The sequence below is a fragment of the Alteromonas sp. H39 genome (genome assembly GCF_047556435.1).
GTDB lineage: Bacteria > Pseudomonadota > Gammaproteobacteria > Enterobacterales > Alteromonadaceae > Alteromonas.
Map to the genome: position 1 here is coordinate 3,769,751 of NZ_CP180210.1, position 20,674 is coordinate 3,790,424.

The window sequence follows — 20,674 nt, forward strand, 5'->3', positions numbered from 1 at the left end:
ACCCTTTTGTTACTCAATTTTTCAATTTTGAGCTAGTAGTTTTACGATTTTCGATACGTCCGTGACGTATAAAATGGATAAAAGGGTTAATTCCAGCCTGAGCAACGTCTTCATGTAGAGATAGGTAAGAGAGCGTATTGAAACTTGCAGAAGGATCTCTACCCTCATAAACTCCGTATAAAAAATAATGTAATATTGGCTCTATATTTTTTTGAGCAACATCAGTGTAACTATTTAAATAAAATTCTTTATCAAAAAGACCACTTTTTTCGATCTCTTCAATTTCTTTACGAACCAGTTTTCTAAAACTCCGAGAACTTGAACGAAAGTTGTTTTTAGTATTTTGCACCGACGTAGTTAACCAAAGAAGTCTCAGCTTAATCTCATCTTTGTATTTACGGAACTCATTATCTCTCTTTAATGCCTGCTCCGCCTGCACTTCACACATTTCCTGTGCGAAGTGAAGTGATTTAATTATCTCTTGATTTTCTTTGTCGCGGGCTGATAATTTTTTTCTTTTAGTTTCCAGTTTACTCAAAACATTTTTATTATCTTTGAGCAAGATTTCGTACTTTTCCTGTGACTGATGTAATGATTCGACCAATAAATCATTATCTTTAACTAATAAATCACATTTAGATTCGAGATTTTTAATATTTTCTTTTAATGAGTTAATTTGTTCAAGTAGAGCTTTATTATCACTTTTTAGCTTATTATTTTCTGTAATGAATGAAGTTATTTTTTCAGAAGGGATAGGTTGATCGAAATATTTAGTGCAATAAGACAACTTTTTATTAAGCCTATTTAATATTTCATTATTTGATACCAAATAGAACGCATAAAGCATCATATGACAGGCTACAGTTGTATGTACAATCTGCTCTATACAGTTGACATATTCTGAATCCACATTTCGCTTCAAGTCATCAGAAAGAATATCTGATGACACTAGTATTACATCATCTGTATACTTTAGCTTTAAAACTAGCAGTTTTTCATAGAATGACTCAAATAGAGGTAATGAATCAATAACTTGCGCATTCGTTTGTAGTTGAAGTCCTACTGCTCGCACTGGAGGGTCATAAATTATAGTAATAGGTCTCAACTGTGCGTTAATTGACTTATAAATTTCCTCTAGATCAGAATTAAAAGATGCATAGATCACCTGATCGCTATTCTCTGGTCTTGATTTTGCATTACTGATTGAAACAAACATTCCTAGGCCTTCACACTACATCATTTCGATATTATAACTTAAGCCATAAATTAATTACATGTAAGCTCAATCAATCAGTACACTTTTACAATTTCAATAACCTTTATTCACCCTTTATCAGTAAATACTTTGAAATTAATAACAGCAACAAAAAACCCCGCCTAAGCGGGGTTTTTCAAATCTATCGAAGACCTAAGCCTAAGATAAAAGAGCAATTACTTACTCTTCAGTTGCGTCTTCCGCTTCTTCAGCGACTTCTTCAACTGGACGGTCTACTAGCTCAACGAATGCCATAGGGGCATTGTCGCCTGCACGGAAACCGCATTTAAGAATGCGAGTGTAACCGCCTGGGCGAGCTTCGTAACGAGGACCAAGCTCGTTGAACAGTTTACCTACAACTTCTTTATCACCAGTGCGAGCGAAAGCCAGACGGCGGTTTGCAACGCTGTCTTCTTTAGCCATAGTGATAAGAGGCTCGATTACGCGACGTAATTCTTTCGCTTTTGGCAACGTCGTTTTAATCACTTCGTGCTTAACCAGTGAACCGGCCATGTTTTTGAACATAGCTTGACGATGGCTGCTGTTGCGATTCAACTGACGACCACTCTTACGATGGCGCATAGTTTTATCCTTCTCTACAAATCAGTTTGATATAAACCTGATTAATCTTTTTCAGCGATGCTCTCTGGTGGCCAGTTTTCCAGGCGCATGCCCAGAGACAGTCCACGAGATGCAAGAACATCTTTGATTTCAGTTAGCGATTTCTTACCAAGGTTAGGCGTCTTGAGTAGCTCAACCTCAGTGCGCTGTACCAGGTCACCAATGTACTGGATAGCTTCTGCTTTCAAACAGTTTGCAGAACGTACTGTCAGTTCCAGGTCATCAACCGGGCGAAGTAGAATCGGATCAAATTCCGGCTTCTCTTCTTTCGCTTCTGGCTCAGATACATCACGTAAATCTACGAATGCATCAAGCTGTTCAGCTAGGATAGTCGCAGAACGGCGGATCGCTTCTTCAGGATCCAAAGTACCGTTCGTCTCCATATCGATGATCAGTTTGTCTAAGTCTGTGCGTTGTTCAACACGGGCAGACTCAACAGTATATGCAATACGTTCAACTGGGCTGTATGAAGCGTCAACTAACAAACGACCAATTGGACGATCATCTTCTTCAGAGGAGCGACGCGTAGAAGCTGGTACATAACCACGGCCCATCTCAACTTTAATGCGCATGCTGATTTCAGCATCGCCAGTAAGCGTACAGACTACATGGTCAGGATTAACAATTTCTACATCGCCGTCATGCTGAATATCACCAGCAACAACAGGGCCAGCGCCAGATTTCACTAGTGTCAGGGTTGCCTCGTTTTTACCTTCAAGGCGAACCGCTAAACCTTTCAGATTTAGCAAGATCTCAATCACATCTTCCTGAACACCTTCTTTGGTGCTGTACTCGTGTAGCACGCCGTCAATTTCAACCTCTGTTACTGCACAACCAGGCATGGATGACAGTAAGATGCGGCGCAGGGCGTTACCCAGAGTGTGGCCAAAGCCGCGCTCCAGTGGTTCCAAAGTTACTTTGGCACGAGTAGGAGAAAGGTTTTCGATCTCAACTAATCTCGGTTTTAGGAATTCAGTCACAGAACCCACAATGCTTCCTCTTTAGTTAGCTTTACTTAGAGTAAAGTTCGACGATCAACTGTTCGTTAATATCGGCAGACAGGTCAGTTCTTTCAGGAATACGCTTGAACGTACCTTCCATCTTGTTGCTGTCTACTTCAATCCAGGTTGGCTTCTCACGTTGGTCAGCCAGTTCCAAAGCAGCCACGATGCGCGATTGCTTCTTAGCTTTTTCACGAACAGAAACCACGTCTTCGGCAGTAACGTTATAAGATGGAATGTTTACCACTTTGCCATTAACCATAATCGCTTTGTGGCTAACCAGCTGACGCGCTTCCGCACGAGTGCTGGCAAATCCCATCCGGTAAACTACGTTATCAAGACGCTGCTCAAGAAGTTGCAACAGGTTTTCACCGGTGTTGCCTTTCAGACGAGCTGCTTCTTTATAGTAGTTACGGAATTGCTTTTCCAATACGCCATACATACGACGTACTTTTTGCTTCTCACGCAGCTGAACACCGTAGTCAGACAAACGGCCACGACGGGCACCATGCTGACCAGGCGCTGTATCGATTTTACATTTAGAATCGATTGCGCGAACGCCGCTTTTCAGGAACAGGTCTGTTCCTTCGCGACGGCTAAGTTTGAGTTTAGGACCCAAATATCTTGCCATGATCTTTCTCCAACTGTCCGTCGATTAAACGCGACGTTTTTTCGGTGGACGACAACCGTTGTGAGGAATAGGGGTCACATCGGTAATGTTTGTGATCTTATAACCTGTTGCGTTAAGCGCACGGATCGCAGACTCACGGCCTGGACCTGGACCTTTAACGAATACTTCAAGGTTCTTCAGACCGTATTCTTGTGCGGCTACGCCAGCACGCTCAGCAGCTACCTGTGCAGCAAATGGGGTAGATTTACGTGAACCACGGAAACCTGAACCACCAGAAGTTGCCCATGCAAGTGCATTGCCTTGACGGTCTGTGATAGTCACAATTGTGTTGTTGAAAGACGCATGGATATGAGCCATACCGTCTGCAACCTGACGTTTTGCGCGTTTACGCGTACTACGAGTAGGTGCTTTTGCCATAACTTAACTCCCCCGCTTACTTCTTAATTGGCTTACGAGGACCTTTACGGGTACGCGCATTAGTTTTAGTGCGCTGACCACGTAGAGGCAAGCTACGACGGTGGCGGATGCCACGGAAGCAACCCAGGTCCATCAAACGTTTGATGCTCATTGATACTTCACGACGAAGATCACCTTCAACAGTGAATTTCGCCACTTCATCACGAAGCTTGTCGATAGTAGCTTCGTCTAACTCTTTGATTTTTGTATTTTCTGCAACACCAGCGCCTGCACAGATGCTTTTCGCACGTGTAGGACCAACGCCATAGATTGCTTGGATAGCAATCACAGCGTGCTTGTGTTCAGGAATGTTAATGCCAGCGATACGGGCCATTAACAGCACTCCTCTAATTATTGTCGACGACCTAAAAAGCCCGATAGGATACTTACCCGTCGACTAAATTGCAAATTAAGGTCCAGATTACTGCAAGCAAGACAGCAGAACCTGATGTCAGGTTCTGCTTACACTTTCATGCGTATATTCTGTACCGCGTAGATTAGCCTTGACGCTGCTTATGCTTAGGGTCAGAACTGCAAATTACACGCACAACACCGTTGCGCTTGATGACTTTGCAGTTACGGCAAATCTTTTTTACTGATGCACGAACTTTCATTACATCACTCCGTAGTAGGCTAACTTAGCGGCCGTAGCCTTTAAGATTAGCTTTCTTCAGAACAGACTCATATTGACTGGACATCAAATGTGTCTGCACCTGCGCCATAAAGTCCATGATAACTACCACAATAATCAGAAGCGACGTACCACCGAAGTAGAACGGCACATTCCAGGCAATCAGCATGAATTCAGGCACCAAACAAATAAAGGTTATGTAAAGTGCGCCAGCCAGTGTCAGACGAGTCATTACCTTATCGATATAACGCGACGTTTGCTCACCCGGGCGGATGCCAGGGATAAACGCGCCAGACTTCTTCAGGTTGTCTGCTGTATCACGCGGGTTGAAAACCAACGCCGTGTAGAAGAAGCAGAAGAAGATAATCGCAGCTGCATATAACATCACGTACAGCGGCTGACCAGGAGAGAGCATAAGCGCTACATCCTGCAACCACGCTGTAGATTCATTCTGACCAAACCATCCTGCGATGGTTCCGGGGAACAGAATGATGCTGGACGCAAAGATAGGTGGAATAACACCAGCCATGTTGACTTTAAGTGGTAAGTGCGTGCTTTGCGCTGCAAAGACCTTACGGCCCTGTTGACGCTTCGCATAATTCACCACAATTCTGCGCTGTGCACGTTCAACGAACACAACCAGGTAAGTCAGGCCAATAACAATCACACCGATCAGTAACAGGAACAGCATATTAATGTCGCCCTGTCTTGCTTGTTCCGCAGTCTGGCCTATCGCTGTTGGCAGACCGGCAACAATACCAGCAAAGATCAATATAGAGATACCGTTACCAATACCTCGTTCAGTAATTTGCTCACCTAGCCACATCAGGAACATAGTTCCTGTGACTAAGCTCACTACTGCCGTAAAGTAAAATCCGAAGCCAGGACTTATCACCAATCCATTAATCAGGTTGGGCAGACCGGTCGCAATTCCAATTGACTGGAACGTAGCCAGAATCAGCGTTAAGTAACGCGTGTACTGACTAATTTTACGACGACCTGCTTCACCTTCTTTTTTAAGCTCCATCATCGGTGGATGAACCACCGAGAGCAACTGCATAATAATGGACGCAGTAATGTATGGCATAATGCCCAAAGCCAGAACGGACGCTCGCTCAAGAGCACCACCCGAGAACATGTTAAACATTTCTACGATGGTGCCTTTTTGTTGTTCGAACAACTGTGCAAGGACCGCAGGATCGATACCAGGAATAGGCACGTATGAGCCTAGTCTGAATACTACGATCGCACCAAGTACGAACAACAATCTTGATTTCAGCTCACTCAGGCCGCTTTTGGCGCCTGAGTCCAATCCTGGTTTAGCCATCTAGCTTATTCCTCTACTTTACCGCCAGCAGCTTCAATCGCTTCTTTAGCGCCTTTAGTAACCTTCAACCCGCTTACCGTTACCGCGCGTGATACTTCACCGCTCTTAACGACTTTGACAAACTGCATTTCTTTCTTAACAAGACCTGCGGCTTTCAAAGTTTCAAGAGAAACGGTATCACCTTCTACCTTCGCGATTTCAGTCAGTGTAACCTGGTCAGAAACCATGCCTTTACGTGACGTAAAACCGAACTTAGGCAGACGACGCTGGATTGGCATCTGACCACCTTCAAATCCTGGCTTAACAGTACCACCTGAACGGCTTTTCTGTCCCTTGTGACCACGGCCACCGGTTTTACCAAGACCTGAGCCGATACCACGGCCAAGACGCTTAGCTGAATGTTTTGCTCCTGGTGCAGGAGAAATATCGTTCAAACGCATATCTTATTCCTCCACTATCTCAACCATGTAATTTACACGGTTGATCATGCCACGTACTGCTGGGGTGTCTTCCAGTTCACGGACATGGTTGATTTTACGCAGGCCTAGGCCCTTAAGCGTCGCTTTGTGCTTTGGCAGTCTGCCAATCGCACTTTTCGTTTGCTTTACTTTAATCGTTGCCATGTCTGATTACCCCAAAATCTCTTCTACAGACAATCCACGCTTAGCGGCAACTTGTGCTGGAGAATTCATCTCTGTCAGCGCGTTGATAGTTGCACGTACCACGTTGATTGGGTTTGTAGAGCCGTAACATTTTGAAAGTACGTTCTGTACACCAGCTACTTCAAGTACTGCACGCATTGCACCGCCGGCGATGATACCGGTACCTTCTGATGCAGGCTGCATGTAAACTTTAGAGCCAGAGTGACGACCTTTAATCGGGTGCTGCAGTGTGTGGCCGTTTAAGTCAACGTCAACCATGTTGCGACGTGCTTTTTCCATAGCTTTCTGGATTGCAGCAGGCACTTCACGTGCTTTACCGTAACCGAAACCTACGCGACCATTACCGTCACCCACTACTGTCAATGCAGTGAAACTGAAGATACGACCACCTTTAACCACTTTAGATACGCGGTTAACAGCAATCAATTTCTCTAACAGTTCACCGTTCTGAACTTCTTGTTTAGCCATTATAAACTCCTAGAACTGAAGGCCAGCTTCGCGAGCTGCATCAGCCAATGCTTTCACGCGACCGTGGTATTTAAACCCGCTACGATCGAAGGCCACATCTTTGATGCCTTTCTCGATTGCACGTTCTGCGATTGCTTTACCGACTTTCGCCGCTGCTTCAGCGTTACCAGTTGATTTCAGATCTTTCGCAAGATCTTTTTCAACAGTAGAAGCCGCTGCCAATACTTCAGCACCGCTAGGAGCGATTAACTGAGCATAGATGTGGCGAGGTGTACGGTTTACAACCAAGCGATGCGCGGCCAGTTCACGAATTTTTGCTCGTGCGCGAGTTGCGCGACGAATGCGAGCTGTTTTCTTATCCATCGTATCACCCACCTACTTTTTCTTAGCTTCTTTACGACGTACGTGCTCGTCTGCATAGCGAACACCTTTGCCTTTGTAAGGCTCTGGTGGACGGTACGCGCGGATGTTCGCCGCAACCTGTCCTACCACCTGCTTATCGGCGCCTTTGACGACGATTTCAGTTTGGCTAGGAGTTTCAACCGTAATGCCTTCTGGCATTTCGTATACTACAGGGTGTGAGAAACCAAGCGTCAGGTTCAGTTTGGCACCTTGTGCTTGCGCACGGTAACCAACACCGTTTAGCTGAAGCTTTCTCTCAAAACCTTCTGAAACACCTTGAATCATGCTGTTCAGAATTGCACGTACAGTACCTGCTTGTGCCCAACCATCTGCAAAGCCTTCGCGAGGAAGTGCTTTTAACTGGTTATCTTCCTGAACCACTTCAACGGCATCGTTGAAGACACGGCTCAAAGTGCCATTTTTGCCTTTTACAGAGACTTCTTGACCAGAAATAGAAATTTCTACACCTGATACTACGTCTACCGGGGCTTTTGCTACTCGTGACATTTCAACTCCTCCGATTACGCTACATAACCGATGATCTCACCGCCCATGCCAGCATTACGCGCTGCACGGTCAGTCATCACACCTTTAGAAGTTGACACGATTGCTACGCCCAGTCCGCCCATTACTTTTGGCAGCTCATCTTTTTTCTTATAGATGCGCAGGCCAGGACGGCTAACACGTTCGATAGTGTCAATTACTTGCTTACCTTCGAAGTACTTAAGTGTTACTTCAAGAGTAGGCTTAACGTCACCAGAAACAGCAAAGTCAGTGATGTAACCTTCTGCTTTCAACACACCTGCGATAGCAACACGCAGTTTAGATGAAGGCATAGTTACAGAAACTTTCTGTGCCATCTGGCCGTTACGGATGCGGGTAAACATATCCGCGATAGGATCTTGCATGCTCATTTTAGCTACTCCTTACCAGCTGGCTTTTTTCAGGCCAGGGACTTCACCGCGCATCGCTGCTTCACGCAGCTTGATACGGCTAAGACCGAATTTGCGTAGGTAACCATGTGGACGACCAGTAATGTTACAGCGGTTTTGCTGACGTGATTTACTGCTGTCACGTGGTAGTTGTTGTAGCTTCAGAACAGCATCCCAACGCTCTTCTTCAGATGCGTTAACGTCGCTGATAATCGCTTTAAGTGCGGCACGTTTTTCAGCGTACTTAGCTACTAGCTTTGCACGCTTGACTTCACGAGCCTTCATTGATTCTTTTGCCATAACCCTACACCCCTTATTTTTTGAATGGGAAGTTGAACGCGTTCAGCAGAGCACGTGCTTCGTCATCATTTTCGGCACTGGTAGTGATAGTAATATCCATACCACGAACCTTATCCACCTTATCGAAATCGATTTCAGGGAAGATGATTTGTTCACGCACGCCCATGCTGTAGTTACCACGACCGTCGAATGATTTAGGGTTCAAACCACGGAAGTCGCGAACACGAGGAATCGCAATAGAAACTAAACGCTCCAGGAATTCCCACATACGCTCGCCGCGCAGGGTTACTTTACAGCCAATCGGATAACCTTCACGGATTTTGAAGCCCGCTACTGATTTTCTTGCAACTGTGACAATCGGTTTCTGACCAGCGATAGCCGCCATGTCAGCTTGAGCATTCTCAAGGATCTTTTTGTCAGCAACTGCTTCACCCAGACCCATGTTCAGGGTGATTTTTTCAATCCGAGGGACTTGCATGACGCTTTTGTATCCGAACTGCTTCGCAAGTTCAGCTACTACTGTTTCTTTATAGAAATCATGCAGTTTCGCCATCGTACTCTCCAATCAATTAAACAAGTTCGCCGTTAGACTTGAAGAAACGAACTTTCTTCTCGTCTTCGAAACGGAAACCAACGCGATCTGCTTTGCCCGTTGCCGGGTTAACAATCGCTACATTTGAAACGTGAATAGAAGCTTCCTTCTCAACGATACCACCAGCTACCTGCATATGAGGATTAGGCTTCTGGTGTTTCTTGACAAGGTTTACACCTTCTACAACTACGCGGTTATCAGCAATCAGCACTTTCAGGACTTTGCCTGTTTTGCCTTTGTCTTTACCCGCTAATACGACTACTTCATCATCACGACGAATTTTATTAGCCATTATCGTGACTCCTTATAGTACCTCTGGGGCCAATGAGATGATTTTCATGAAGTTATCACTTCTCAACTCACGGGTTACCGGTCCAAAGATACGCGTACCAATTGGTTGCTTGTTTGCGTTAAGCAAAACAGCCGCGTTACCGTCAAAGCGGATAGTAGAACCATCTGCACGACGAACGCCTTTTCTAGTACGCACCACCACTGCGTTCAGTACGTCACCTTTTTTAACTTTACCGCGAGGAATTGCTTCCTTAACAGTAACTTTGATGATGTCACCGATACCTGCATAACGGCGATGCGAGCCACCAAGAACCTTAATACACTGAACCCTGCGAGCGCCGCTGTTATCTGCAACGTCCAGGTTAGTTTGCATTTGGATCATGTTAGTGCTCCGCTCTAATTAAGACTCTCCCGAGTCGTTATTGCTGTAAAAAACAACACAATTTGCTGCTTTTATGTACATACCCCCATAAAAAGGGCGCGAAACTATAACAGAAAAGATTGGAAAGTGATAGCGGTAAAGTGAATTATTTTTAAACGATGCAGGGAGGGCCTGATCGGTCTACATCATAGATAAGTTGTGGGTTAAATGCCAGCTTCATTGGACACTATTTGGTGTAAGAAGAACGTGGAAAACTGCTATCACTTCCACATTTGGTCAGCTCCTTTAATAAAAATACGTAGCTCCCGGAAATTTTTCATTCTCTTGTGCCCCCGGCACTTTCATCTTAAACCGAGAAAGTTGCCCTCCCATCGCGTGGTGGAACGCATCACCGTTTTGCTTTATACATTATGGTTATCAACTTTCTTCGTTATCACTGGAAAACGCGTAGAGCAGGTAGTAATAGCAAGCTGGTCGCTACAGTAGCAACGAGTAGACCAGCGTAGTAATAGCAAGCTGGTCGCTACAGTAGCAACGAGTAGACCAGCGTAGTAATAGCAAGGCGGTCGATAAAGCATGCCGAGTCTTAAATTGTCGGGTTATTGTTATTATCGACGCAGCCGGGTTGGTGTTGTTAATCCGGACTGACGCCGGGCAGTGATATAACCCCGCTTCTGTAGCGAGATGCCCGGCTCCGTTGTCGTAGAGGTTTTGCTAATACAGAATGTTAATACTGTAGCCGGTGGGCGTATCTGCTGGCTGCACCACGACTATATAGTTTTCGTCTTCAGTGAATCCGTATAACTCAGTGCGGTCAAGCAATATCTGCTCCTGGTTACTGTCCTCATAAACCGCGATAACCTCATAGTAATCGGACGGCAATACCTGAGTGGCACTTTCACCAAACGTCATGTTCAGGATATCGTACTCGGCGGTATCGATTGTCTCGTCTTTACGAACCAAATAAATATCGACGTCATCATATTCATTTACCAGATTCACAAAATTAACCGTTTTATCGTAAGACTGCGGCAGCCCGCTTTCGATAAAGGTTGCAGCACCCAGCCTGCCGTTGCTTTCATAAATTATGATGGCTTTGCTCTCACCCTGATTAAGGGTAACCAGCTTATTATTCAAGGCCGCTACCCCGGTATTTTCAGCACTGACAGTTAGACGATAATCGCCATAACTTATTGGAGCGAAATCGGACAAAGAACCAGCTCCAATTGAAAAGGTGGTGTCCTCTTGCTCAGCGTCGCCACCAAAAGTGACTGCCAGTTCATCATCGATTGTCGTGGCGTTGTATATCCGGTACTGCGACATTGCATTAATATCCGTGATCGTGGTCACAGTGGAAGAGTTGAGCAGGACATCAATGGTAAGTCCGGTTTGTATTGCACCGCTTACATCACGTAAGGAAAGTACGTATTCGGTGTCGTACTGAAAGTCCAGTGTCTGAGATTCAAAGACGACGTTGGTTTCGCCGGGCTGAGTCAGATACAGCGTGTACTCTCCCGTGTCAAAATCAATGCTGTCATCATCACCATCCCAATAAGTCAGTTCGGTAAGTGCGCCATTATCTATGGTACCCATGAAATTGGCCGCACTGAAAGGCTCGCCGGATGCACTCATGTACAAATCATAACTTTGGGTTTCCACTGTTAGGGTGACAGCAAACAAGCGAAAATGGTCTTCCAGTGACTCCCTGTCATAGTGGTAGTCTGTGATCACCGGTGCGGAGAAGTCACCACTGAGTACGACCAGTGTCTTTCTTCCGGTTTGCAAAGCCACTGTGTAGGTTTCTATGAGTACTTCCTTATCCTCTGCATCCATACGCACAAACTCAAGTTCCACTTCACCGGCGTCGAGGGCGTAAAGTGAAGTTGTATCACCAAATTGTGCCGATCCAAAAGCGTCGCCGTCCACTTCACGCATCGTTACCGTTGCACCATTTGGGGATGCATTATAAAACTGTAGATAAGCGTTTGGATAATCAGCATCGCTGCTTTCTGATGAGCCTCCACAGGCAACCAGCCCATACATAGCGACGACAAGTAGCGCATAACGTAAACAGTGTATAAGTAATGCTGACATTAGTGAGAAATTCCTTTCAAAAATATGATTTATCAAAGCGTGCATTGTTGTTTTATTTGCACTTTTCGCAGCTAGGAACCGCTTTTACTGCTTTCGGTTCACCGCTTTACACTTCCTTTGCATTATTGACGTTTTACTGACATCAGAAATTCACGATATACAAGATAAAGTGCTTAATTTGCCGGTGACTCATGTGCTAACTGAAGTTTGGATACGCGGTTAATTTACATGTCAATCATTTGCGTACCTCTGGTATCGCGGTGTTTGTCAATGAGATAGTGTGGATGCTTATTTCCACGTTCACCGGGTCAGGTCAGTGACTATCGACATCGGTACGAGTTGACTCTCCAGTGAATACGTACGTTGTGCACGTTTATACGGGGAAGCGTTGTTGCGTTATGGCCCAGTAACGGATACATGGGAAAGCGGACTTGAGGGTGGCAGGAGGCTTAATTGCTATTTTGTTGCGACTATCACCGCGGAAAGAAAAAAGGCCGGATAACCCGGCCTTACTCAATATTAGTTTTAACAATTACTCGTAAGAGTAATTCATCGTTACACCGCTGTAAGTGCTGTATGCGCGAATACCGATGTGCCATGTACCTGAAGACGGATTCTCCAGTGTACAGACTTCGTTATTCCCATTTCTGTAAGGGCGGCAATCCCACGACGAGGTAGTAGGTTGCGCTCCCAGACGCATATAAAGATCAGCGTCACCGCTTCCGCCAGAAATCTGGACAGTCAATGAACTGACACCTGCAGGTACATCCCAGGTGTAGCGGTCCCAGCTTCCGGTGGAACCGGATAAGTTGGTTAGCTGGCCAGATACTGGCTCAACGCCACCGCCACCACCAGTGCCACCGCCACCAGCGCCATCACAGCCGTTGGTGTTCAGGTAATCGTAGGCATCTGCAACCTGCATCAGACCATACCCGTAGAAGTTGTCACGACCTGCAGAGCCTTTATCTTTCGCAGTGGCATTTAGTGCGCCACGGATCTGCTCGTTCGAACACTGCGGGAAGAAACTCCATACCAGAGCCGCACCACCTGCTACGTGAGGTGTTGCCATTGACGTTCCGTTAAGCGTTGCATAAGAGTTAGTCGGGTATGTAGAGTACACCGAGCTACCTGGTGCAGCGATTTCAACGGCATTATTGTACTGCGAGTAACTGGCGTGGTTTTCATTGCTGTCCACGGCAGCAACAGACACGACTGACGGATACGAAGCAGGATACGACTTCGTGCTGTTTCCATCATTACCTGCGGCAGCAACCAGTAGCATGCCATCATCAACAAAACCCTGCATAGCAGATTGTTCTGCTGATGAAGCACCGCCTCCACCCAGACTCATATTAACTACATCTGAACCCGCGTTTTGACACTGGTTTATCGCCTGAATGATGTCTGAAGCGTACGTCCAGTTACCGTTATCATCAAAAATTTTGACAATATGCAGGTTCACACCAGGATAAACACCGATAACACCCTCAGTATTGTCATACGCCGCGATAGTGCCTGCTACGTGTGTACCGTGACCGTTACCATCGTTATACCAGTTTCCTACCGCAGAATTATTACCCTGTCCGGTAACACCATTGTTAGTATCTGGTAAATCAGGGTGCCCCAGATTGAACCCGGTATCGATAACACATACACGACGTGCACTGGTATCGCTTTGAGCAAACTGGTTGGCCTGAACCATGTTATAACCGTAAGGGGTAGTCTGTGCCATCAATTCACGACGCGCATCGACATCCACGCTTTCTACATTAGGGTTCTTTCTGAGCAGGTTCATGGTGCGCTTATCCATTGAAGCGGCAACCATGCGTTGCTTCTCCAACACCTTATGCGCCCGGCCACCCACTTTCTCAATCAGAGATTTCGCGGCCTGGGCTTCAAACGCACGATCAGAGGCATTCTCAGAAGGCCCTTTCTTGCTGTCTTTTTTCCCATTTGCTACCGCCAGTCCTGGCCCGCCAATGCCGTTAGTATTTTTGAACTTAACGATATAGCGCTGCTCAGCGGACTCTACACCGATAAATGGCGTCAGGCCATTTTCAATCATCGTCTCTACTGACTTTTTCTCTTCTTTGACTTTTTGCGGCCCATTGACAGCGGCATTCACGGAAACACTCAATAGGGTGAGCGTCGCGGCCAGAGCAGCTTTTTTTGTTAGTGTGTGTTGTTTAATAGTCATTTATTTCCTGTCTTGTTGTTTTTCCCCGTGCTTTCTTTCCGAAGCTTATTTCAGGGCTCAAGTTACGACAGATGTCATCAAGCCAGGTCGCCCAAAAAGCTGAAAAGTCCATATCCCTATTATCCTTATTCAGCTCACGTTACCCGTATACCCTGACATCTGGTGTTCGCTGTCAAACTTCAACAGCATACTTCCTTAACGGAAGGTGGTACTGCCAGCAACTACGATTACCGGCAAAATGGATGATAAGCCCACGCCAGGCTCTTACCTCGGCACTTCTATGACCTGCCTCAACAGGCTAACAGGCGCAATCTCTGCCAAAGGTTACGAAACACGCATCATCACCAATATTTATGATAAAAGTGCCGAGCGATGTTACTCACAAGTGTATCTGGCCTGCATAGATCCAGAAGCCACAACACAGTGGCGCTGGAGATTATACCTGTTGCAGAATTAAGTACCTGCTGGTCGCAACGCGTGACTTACTCTCATTGCTGACCAATTAGACAATTAAAAAATTCATTACTATCAAAGGGTATAAAGCTATCCATGTAAAGTATTAGCTGATATACCATTTTGTAAAATGCGATACATTTTCACTTTTCGAGATACTGAAGCCAGCCTGCACCAGTTGCTCAAGCGACATGTGGCCGCCGTTATCGGCGAACGAGACCACATAATCAAAAATTATTAAATTTTCAAAAATCATCCCAATTTGTAATAGAGTTAACTTACCGAATGCTGTGCACACAGTACAAGTCTATTTCATCTGTCATACAATTTATTCGCGTAAATGATTGTGTACAAAAAACGATCACGCCGGTCGAAGAAACGTTCTGAATGACGAATTCCATCTCGCTTTAGTGGGGTAATTACCAAAAACGCAAACGACGTCGCGTAGCGTCAGTCTTAACCAAGATGTCTGATTGAGGTGAGAAAGCATGCCCGCTGAGCACGGGCATACGAGCAGAATCATTTAACTTAGGTTAACAGTTCCCGGGAAACGTCGTACCGAAGGAAAAGTTATTCGTAATGGTAGGTGAGCTCTACATCAAAGAATGCAAGATACGCGTTCAACCCTATGTACCAGCGCCCCGCCTCCGGATCACGAAACTCACATACCTCTTCATTTCCACCGTTGTAAGGTCTGCACTGGTAACGCTGTGCCGTTGGCCACCGCCCGTAATCGACGTATAAATCGGCATCCCCCGAGCCGCCGGTGATATTGATCCGCAACAACCTGGCTCCTTCAGGGACATCTATCACACGCCCCAGCCAGCGGTTGCGTGGTAGTGAGAAGAGAGGATACGTGTAAGTCACCGGATCGATGCCCGGTGTGGGGCTCACGCCCTCGCAGTCTGACGCTGACAGCCAGGAATAAGCGTCATTGCCTTGTATGAGGCCAAAACCAAAATAAGGATCTCGCCCCGCTCGCCCTTTGTCCTTGGTCGTGCTGGCAAGCGCTTGTCTGATCTCGTCATTACTGCAGTCGGGGAATGCATTCCACAATCTGGCAGCGATACCTGCTACGTGTGGCGTGGCCATTGATGTTCCGCTGGAGTATGCATACTGGCCCAGGGGATAGGTGGACAGAATATTGAGCCCGGGTGCCGTGATTTCCACAGCCGGATTGTGCTGACTAAAGGGTGCCCATCGCTCATCTTCTCTTGATGCGGCAACTGACATCACATCATCATAGGATGCCGGATACTGCAATGTCGCAGTACCGTCATTACCAGCCGCTGCAATCAGCAACATGCCGTCGTCAGTGAACTGGCGCATCGCATATTCTTCTGTTACTGACGCGCCGTATCCGCCCAGGCTCATATTTACTACATTCGCCCCCGCATCCTGACATTGCGCTATCCCTTCGAGCAAATCGGAAGAATAGGTCCACAATCCATCATCATCGAATATTTTGACAATGTGCAATCCGATTCCTGGCGCAACACCTACCACACCAAAGTCATTATCAATAGCCGCGACTGTGCCCGCAACGTGGGTGCCGTGCCCGTGCCCATCCCGATACCAGTTCCCCACCTCTGAGGTATTTGACTCGCCGGTAACCCCTTCAGTGAGCCCCGGGAGATCCGGGTGACCAAGATCATAGCCCGTATCAATAACACAAACTTTGATCCCGGCGTCTACCAAGGGAGGCATCACATCTGACTGCGTTGACCCAATGCCGTAGGGCACACTTTGCACGCTGATAAACCGGACAGGATCGATCTCAACGGCTTCAACTTCTGGCATCAACCTTAATAAAGCAACTTGGCTCTCAGTGAGCATCGCTACCATCACATTATGTCGTGGGAGGGTTTTTACCGGCGTAACTCCGGCACCGGACAAAACGGAACGGGCGAGAGTTTGAGCAGATTCGCCCTGCGGTGCACTCATCGATAGAGTTTCAGAAAAACGAATGAGGTATCTGTCTTCACCAGCAGGTGCCTTATCGCTCGCCGATGCGAGAAAAGCCATTGATGAAAATAAGAGAAATGAAAAACGGGGTTTCCTTTTAAAAGAGTATATGGTCATAAGGCCATCCTTCGTGTTGTTGTGTGACCGATGCCATTCGCGATAAGCGCGACAACAATGTTCATCCCTGTGATGACTGATACAAAAAAAGACCGGCACAACAGAAACTGAAGGACTCTGAAAAGCACTATTCCGGCATCAATATGCTGCGTTTCTTGCTGGCAGATTACCTTACTGCATGTAAAAAAAGATAAAGACTGGCTTTAAAAGCGTGCAGATGCGGGAGTAAAAAAAGAGTTCTGACTAAGACCGGTGGCTATCGCCACCACGTGGACATAGTAATATCAAGCGTGTGAACTTCGCAATCATTGCGAGAGGTTATTTCAAATAAGCGTGAGTCGTAGCAGTAGCCCGCCGCCCCAGACCAATGCACCACTGACGCAGCTTTCAGGTGCCGACATGTCATACCAGCGCCTGAATGGAAGAACAGATGATAATTGAACAGAGAAGACCGGGGAGCCACGGCCTTCCGATACACTACACCAAGCTGCCTGGCGGTAGCCGGTTATGAAGTAACCCTATCCCCGGCGCTGACGCACAATTTCGTATAAACACACCCCGGTGGCCACTGAGACGTTCAGACTGGACACACTGCCAGCCATTGGCAGTTTCACCAGTTCGTCACAGTTTTCACGCGTCAGGCGTCGCATCCCTTTTCCTTCTGCGCCCATCACCAGTGCCGTAGGGCCGGTTAGTTTAGCGTCGTAAACCATCTGCTCGGCTTCACCTGCAGTTCCGATGATCCACAGCCCCTTGTCCTGAAGATGTTTCAGCGTGCGGGATAAATTGGTTACCTGAATGAGTGGCAGCACTTCTGCGGCGCCACAAGCCACTTTTCTTACTGTTGCAGTAAGACTGGCAGATTTATCTTTTGGCACTACTACAGCGTGAACACCGGCCGCGTCGGCGGTGCGCAGACACGCGCCCAGGTTGTGTGGGTCGGTGACGCCATCCAGCACCAGCAAAAACGGTTGCTCGTGTTTATCCAGTATCAGGTCAAGGTCGGCTTCATCCAGCACACGGGCAGGTTTTGCACGCGCGACCACGCCCTGATGCTGCTCACCATGAACTTTGTCATCCAGCGCTTTACGCTGACAAAACTGGACACTCACACCAAACCGGCGCGCCTGATTCACAATGTTGGTCAGACGCTCATCGTTTCTGCCTTTTAATACAAAAAGCTCGATTACCCGCTCGGGCTCATTTTCCAATACCGACTGCATCGCGTGCAGTCCATATAACCATTCTTGCTGTGCCATTAACGCTTTTTACCGCCTTTTTGCTGTTTCGATGAGGATGATTTTGCCCTGCCTTTAGGCGGCCCCCCCTTGGGTTTCGTCGCGCCGCCTTTGCCGCTTCGCCCTTTTCCCGAAGGTTTATTTTTGTCGCCTTGGCTGCGTCGTGACTTCTTCGCCGTTTTCACTGCGACCTTTTTGCCACCACGACCGCGCAGCTTAGTGTTATCCAGTAATAAATCAATTTTTCTTTCATCCAGATTCACAGCTGCCACTTTCACTTCGACATTATCACCCAGACGATACTGATTATGTCCCTGCTCACCGGTAAGACACTGCTTAACGTCGTCGTAATGATAAAAGTCATCATCCAGTGAGGTAATGTGGACCAACCCATCGATGTGATATTCCGACAGGCGCACGAACAGGCCAAAATTTGTTACCGAAGCCACCACACCATCAAAGGAATCCCCCACATGATCCAGCATAAATTCGCACTTCAGCCAGTCTGCGACATCACGGGTAGCATCATCAGCGCGGCGCTCAGTCATAGAGCACTGTTCACCAAGCTGCTCGATTTCCTCGATGGTGTAGGCTTTTGCACCTGAGACTTTTTGCTTCGGCGGTAGCTTTTTCAGCAGCCCTTTTATGGCCCGGTGTACCACCAAATCCGGATAACGGCGAATAGGAGACGTAAAGTGCGCGTAAGCCTCCAACGCCAGTCCGAAGTGGCCGATATTATCGCCGTCGTAGATAGCCTGCTTCATGGAACGAAGCAACATCGTCTGAATCAGTTCCTGATCAGGACGATTACGGGTCTTATTCACCACATCGGTAAAGTCAGCCGGCTTTGCATCTTCAGTAATTCTGTGCGGCACACCGATTTCACCCAGGTAACTGGTAAACGTGGTCAGGCGATCGGCATCAGGTTTGTCATGCACACGGAAGAGAGCGGGAGCGTCATGGGCTTCTAAAAATAAGGCAGCGCTGACGTTGGCCATGATCATACATTCTTCAATCAGCTTGTGGGCGTCATTTCTGACCACGGGCACAATGTTTTCAATTTTTCGCTGCGCATTGAAAACAAACTTACTTTCCTGTGTTTCAAATTCAATTGCCCCGCGATGCTGGCGGGATTTTTTCAGCATCCGGTACATGTCGTGCAGGTTTCGCAAGTGCGGCACATGAGACGCGTACCGTTGATGCAGCTCTTTGTCCCCCTGCAAAATTTGCCACACTTTGGTGTATGTAAGACGTGCATGTGAATTCATCACGGCTTCATAAAATTGATAAGAATCCAGCTTACCCTGTGCGCTGATGGTCATTTCGCACACCATACACAACCGATCAACTTCCGGATTCAAAGAGCAAAGGCCGTTAGACAGTACTTCCGGCAGCATCGGAATTACCTGCTCAGGAAAATACACCGAGTTACCCCGTTCCTGCGCTTCGTCATCCAGCGCGGTTCCCGGACGCACGTAATAACTGACATCGGCAATGGCAACCCATAACTGCCAGCCCCCATCATCCAGAGGCTCGCAATATACAGCGTCATCGAAGTCCCGGGCGTCCTCGCCGTCGATGGTCACCAGCGGCAACTGACGCAAATCTATGCGCCCTTCTTTTGCCTCTTCCGGCACCTCTTCAGTAAGGCGTTCAACCTGGCGGGTCACGCCCTTAGGCCACTCGTGTGGGATATCGAAAGTACGCAGTGCCATTTCAATTTCCATGCCTGGCGCCATATGTTCGCCAAGCACTTCAACGATTTTACCTACCGGATTGACTTTTCGACGTGGGCGTTGCGTCAGTTCAACCACAACCACCTGGCCCATTTTCGCACCATGAGTGTGCTCCGGCGGGATCACGATTTCGTGCTGCAGCCGGCTGTCATCGGGGATAACGACACCAAAGCCTTGTTCGGTAAAGTAACGTCCGACAATAGGTTCGCTGCGTGGGGTAATCACCTGAGTGATGAAAGCTTCTTTTCGGCCGCGCCGGTCAGTGCCGCTTTCGCGGGCTTCCACGTAGTCGTCGTGCAAAAACAACTGCATCTGACCGCCACTGATAAACAGGTCGCCGCTGCGATCGTCGGGGCGTAAAAAGCCAAAGCCATCCCGGTGTCCAATAATACGACCGCGGATCAGCTCTTCCTGATTCTGCACCACGTATTTTTTCTGTCGGGTGAACTGTATCTGCCCTTCCCGCTCCATGGCCCTTAACCGTCGCTGAATTCCAATTCGGCTGTCCTCTTCCGAGGCTTCGACGGCAGCGCAAATATCCAGAAAAGACATCGGTTTCCCCTGCTCCTTCAGCACACTTAACAGGTACTCTCGGCTTGCCACAGGGTTTTCGTATTTTTCTTTCTCGCGCTGATAATGCGGATCGTCACTCATGGAGATAGTTAATTTCCTTTTGGGGGTTGGTGAAACAGATAAAATTTCCAGCAAGTATAACAGTTAATTGCTACAAAAGATTTGCAAAGTCGCTGACAACATGGCGTATTATTCCGAGCGATGTCAAAATTCTACTGAATATATCCGCTTATTCTTTGATCTGGTTCACTTAAGATCAGTAAAAATGCGTATATCATGACGTTCTGACTGGTTATGCGAATTTGAGAACTCGCACAGCGACGCCCACCGGGTTCAAATGGCATTCTAGC

23 protein-coding genes are annotated in these 20,674 nt (G+C 47.1%); all 23 read right to left on the minus strand.

Going from position 1 to position 20,674, the window contains the following annotated elements; translation table 11 throughout:
* Positions 1-13: 13 nt before the first annotated feature.
* The 23 genes from ACLBLI_RS16445 to rnr all read right to left on the minus strand — a co-directional run bounded on the left by ACLBLI_RS16445 (position 14) and on the right by rnr (position 20,405).
* Positions 14-1,216 carry a hypothetical protein gene (locus ACLBLI_RS16445; protein ID WP_414828638.1) on the minus strand — a complete coding sequence of 401 codons (1,203 nt, stop codon included), beginning with the start codon at positions 1,214-1,216 and terminating at the stop codon, positions 14-16.
* Between the two features lie 219 nt (positions 1,217-1,435).
* Complete coding sequence (gene rplQ, locus ACLBLI_RS16450) at positions 1,436-1,837, minus strand: 50S ribosomal protein L17 (protein ID WP_218310941.1); 402 nt, start codon at positions 1,835-1,837, stop codon at positions 1,436-1,438.
* Positions 1,838-1,878: 41 nt separating this feature from the next.
* Positions 1,879-2,868 (minus strand): DNA-directed RNA polymerase subunit alpha, encoded by a 990-nt coding sequence (locus ACLBLI_RS16455; RefSeq protein WP_414830987.1) that lies wholly within the window; start codon positions 2,866-2,868, stop codon positions 1,879-1,881.
* 19 nt (positions 2,869-2,887) lie between these two features.
* Entirely contained in the window at positions 2,888-3,508 is a 621-nt protein-coding gene (gene rpsD / locus ACLBLI_RS16460) for a 30S ribosomal protein S4 (protein ID WP_414828639.1), read from the minus strand.
* A gap of 24 nt (positions 3,509-3,532) precedes the next feature.
* Positions 3,533-3,925 carry a 30S ribosomal protein S11 gene (gene rpsK, locus ACLBLI_RS16465; protein ID WP_073325331.1) on the minus strand — a complete coding sequence of 131 codons (393 nt, stop codon included), beginning with the start codon at positions 3,923-3,925 and terminating at the stop codon, positions 3,533-3,535.
* 16 nt (positions 3,926-3,941) lie between these two features.
* Positions 3,942-4,298 carry a 30S ribosomal protein S13 gene (gene rpsM / locus ACLBLI_RS16470; protein ID WP_012519216.1) on the minus strand — a complete coding sequence of 119 codons (357 nt, stop codon included), beginning with the start codon at positions 4,296-4,298 and terminating at the stop codon, positions 3,942-3,944.
* A gap of 163 nt (positions 4,299-4,461) precedes the next feature.
* Positions 4,462-4,578, minus strand: a complete 117-nt coding sequence (gene rpmJ, locus ACLBLI_RS16475) for a 50S ribosomal protein L36 (RefSeq protein WP_012519217.1) — start codon at positions 4,576-4,578, stop codon at positions 4,462-4,464.
* Between the two features lie 24 nt (positions 4,579-4,602).
* On the minus strand, positions 4,603-5,922 hold the full coding sequence (gene secY, locus ACLBLI_RS16480; protein WP_218310943.1) for a preprotein translocase subunit SecY: 1,320 nt from the start codon (positions 5,920-5,922) through the stop codon (positions 4,603-4,605).
* 5 nt (positions 5,923-5,927) lie between these two features.
* On the minus strand, positions 5,928-6,362 hold the full coding sequence (gene rplO, locus ACLBLI_RS16485; protein ID WP_414828640.1) for a 50S ribosomal protein L15: 435 nt from the start codon (positions 6,360-6,362) through the stop codon (positions 5,928-5,930).
* A gap of 3 nt (positions 6,363-6,365) precedes the next feature.
* Positions 6,366-6,545 carry a 50S ribosomal protein L30 gene (gene rpmD / locus ACLBLI_RS16490; protein ID WP_044058207.1) on the minus strand — a complete coding sequence of 60 codons (180 nt, stop codon included), beginning with the start codon at positions 6,543-6,545 and terminating at the stop codon, positions 6,366-6,368.
* A gap of 6 nt (positions 6,546-6,551) precedes the next feature.
* Positions 6,552-7,052, minus strand: a complete 501-nt coding sequence (rpsE, locus tag ACLBLI_RS16495) for a 30S ribosomal protein S5 (RefSeq protein ID WP_414828641.1) — start codon at positions 7,050-7,052, stop codon at positions 6,552-6,554.
* 9 nt (positions 7,053-7,061) lie between these two features.
* Positions 7,062-7,415 (minus strand): 50S ribosomal protein L18, encoded by a 354-nt coding sequence (gene rplR / locus ACLBLI_RS16500; RefSeq protein WP_218310946.1) that lies wholly within the window; start codon positions 7,413-7,415, stop codon positions 7,062-7,064.
* Between the two features lie 12 nt (positions 7,416-7,427).
* On the minus strand, positions 7,428-7,961 hold the full coding sequence (gene rplF, locus ACLBLI_RS16505; protein ID WP_414828642.1) for a 50S ribosomal protein L6: 534 nt from the start codon (positions 7,959-7,961) through the stop codon (positions 7,428-7,430).
* Between the two features lie 14 nt (positions 7,962-7,975).
* Positions 7,976-8,368, minus strand: coding sequence for a 30S ribosomal protein S8 (gene rpsH, locus ACLBLI_RS16510; protein ID WP_218310948.1), 393 nt, complete (start codon positions 8,366-8,368; stop codon positions 7,976-7,978).
* 12 nt (positions 8,369-8,380) lie between these two features.
* Positions 8,381-8,686, minus strand: coding sequence for a 30S ribosomal protein S14 (gene rpsN / locus ACLBLI_RS16515; RefSeq protein ID WP_218310949.1), 306 nt, complete (start codon positions 8,684-8,686; stop codon positions 8,381-8,383).
* Between the two features lie 13 nt (positions 8,687-8,699).
* A complete protein-coding gene (rplE, locus tag ACLBLI_RS16520; RefSeq protein ID WP_414828643.1) occupies positions 8,700-9,239 on the minus strand; it encodes a 50S ribosomal protein L5 in 540 nt (179 codons plus the stop codon).
* A 16-nt stretch (positions 9,240-9,255) separates the two neighbouring features.
* Positions 9,256-9,570: a 50S ribosomal protein L24 gene (rplX, locus tag ACLBLI_RS16525; protein ID WP_218310951.1), complete on the minus strand. Its 315-nt coding sequence runs from the start codon at positions 9,568-9,570 to the stop codon at positions 9,256-9,258.
* A gap of 12 nt (positions 9,571-9,582) precedes the next feature.
* Entirely contained in the window at positions 9,583-9,951 is a 369-nt protein-coding gene (gene rplN, locus ACLBLI_RS16530) for a 50S ribosomal protein L14 (RefSeq protein ID WP_218310952.1), read from the minus strand.
* Between the two features lie 714 nt (positions 9,952-10,665).
* Complete coding sequence (locus tag ACLBLI_RS16535) at positions 10,666-12,045, minus strand: DUF4397 domain-containing protein (protein ID WP_414828644.1); 1,380 nt, start codon at positions 12,043-12,045, stop codon at positions 10,666-10,668.
* Positions 12,046-12,577: 532 nt separating this feature from the next.
* A complete protein-coding gene (locus ACLBLI_RS16540; protein WP_414828645.1) occupies positions 12,578-14,242 on the minus strand; it encodes a S8 family serine peptidase in 1,665 nt (554 codons plus the stop codon).
* Between the two features lie 1,023 nt (positions 14,243-15,265).
* Positions 15,266-16,777, minus strand: coding sequence for a S8 family serine peptidase (locus tag ACLBLI_RS16545; protein ID WP_414828646.1), 1,512 nt, complete (start codon positions 16,775-16,777; stop codon positions 15,266-15,268).
* A 518-nt stretch (positions 16,778-17,295) separates the two neighbouring features.
* On the minus strand, positions 17,296-18,036 hold the full coding sequence (rlmB, locus tag ACLBLI_RS16550) for a 23S rRNA (guanosine(2251)-2'-O)-methyltransferase RlmB (RefSeq protein ID WP_414828647.1): 741 nt from the start codon (positions 18,034-18,036) through the stop codon (positions 17,296-17,298).
* A complete protein-coding gene (rnr, locus tag ACLBLI_RS16555) occupies positions 18,036-20,405 on the minus strand; it encodes a ribonuclease R (protein WP_414828648.1) in 2,370 nt (789 codons plus the stop codon). The genes rlmB and rnr overlap by 1 nt, the downstream gene beginning before the upstream one ends.
* Positions 20,406-20,674: the final 269 nt, after the last annotated feature.

Bases quoted from the DNA above. Each gene is read 5' to 3' on its own strand.
- ACLBLI_RS16445 (WP_414828638.1), bottom strand. From the start codon at position 1,216: ATGTTTGTTTCAATCAGTAATGCAAAATCAAGACCAGAGAATAGCGAT.
- rplQ (WP_218310941.1), bottom strand. From the start codon at position 1,837: ATGCGCCATCGTAAGAGTGGTCGTCAGTTGAATCGCAACAGCAGCCAT.
- rpsD (WP_414828639.1), bottom strand. From the start codon at position 3,508: ATGGCAAGATATTTGGGTCCTAAACTCAAACTTAGCCGTCGCGAAGGA.
- rpsK (WP_073325331.1), bottom strand. From the start codon at position 3,925: ATGGCAAAAGCACCTACTCGTAGTACGCGTAAACGCGCAAAACGTCAG.
- rpsM (WP_012519216.1), bottom strand. From the start codon at position 4,298: ATGGCCCGTATCGCTGGCATTAACATTCCTGAACACAAGCACGCTGTG.
- rpmJ (WP_012519217.1), bottom strand. From the start codon at position 4,578: ATGAAAGTTCGTGCATCAGTAAAAAAGATTTGCCGTAACTGCAAAGTC.
- secY (WP_218310943.1), bottom strand. From the start codon at position 5,922: ATGGCTAAACCAGGATTGGACTCAGGCGCCAAAAGCGGCCTGAGTGAG.
- rplO (WP_414828640.1), bottom strand. From the start codon at position 6,362: ATGCGTTTGAACGATATTTCTCCTGCACCAGGAGCAAAACATTCAGCT.
- rpmD (WP_044058207.1), bottom strand. From the start codon at position 6,545: ATGGCAACGATTAAAGTAAAGCAAACGAAAAGTGCGATTGGCAGACTG.
- rpsE (WP_414828641.1), bottom strand. From the start codon at position 7,052: ATGGCTAAACAAGAAGTTCAGAACGGTGAACTGTTAGAGAAATTGATT.
- rplR (WP_218310946.1), bottom strand. From the start codon at position 7,415: ATGGATAAGAAAACAGCTCGCATTCGTCGCGCAACTCGCGCACGAGCA.
- rplF (WP_414828642.1), bottom strand. From the start codon at position 7,961: ATGTCACGAGTAGCAAAAGCCCCGGTAGACGTAGTATCAGGTGTAGAA.
- rpsH (WP_218310948.1), bottom strand. From the start codon at position 8,368: ATGAGCATGCAAGATCCTATCGCGGATATGTTTACCCGCATCCGTAAC.
- rpsN (WP_218310949.1), bottom strand. From the start codon at position 8,686: ATGGCAAAAGAATCAATGAAGGCTCGTGAAGTCAAGCGTGCAAAGCTA.
- rplE (WP_414828643.1), bottom strand. From the start codon at position 9,239: ATGGCGAAACTGCATGATTTCTATAAAGAAACAGTAGTAGCTGAACTT.
- rplX (WP_218310951.1), bottom strand. From the start codon at position 9,570: ATGGCTAATAAAATTCGTCGTGATGATGAAGTAGTCGTATTAGCGGGT.
- rplN (WP_218310952.1), bottom strand. From the start codon at position 9,951: ATGATCCAAATGCAAACTAACCTGGACGTTGCAGATAACAGCGGCGCT.
- ACLBLI_RS16535 (WP_414828644.1), bottom strand. From the start codon at position 12,045: ATGTCAGCATTACTTATACACTGTTTACGTTATGCGCTACTTGTCGTC.
- ACLBLI_RS16540 (WP_414828645.1), bottom strand. From the start codon at position 14,242: ATGACTATTAAACAACACACACTAACAAAAAAAGCTGCTCTGGCCGCG.
- ACLBLI_RS16545 (WP_414828646.1), bottom strand. From the start codon at position 16,777: ATGACCATATACTCTTTTAAAAGGAAACCCCGTTTTTCATTTCTCTTA.
- rlmB (WP_414828647.1), bottom strand. From the start codon at position 18,036: ATGGCACAGCAAGAATGGTTATATGGACTGCACGCGATGCAGTCGGTA.
- rnr (WP_414828648.1), bottom strand. From the start codon at position 20,405: ATGAGTGACGATCCGCATTATCAGCGCGAGAAAGAAAAATACGAAAAC.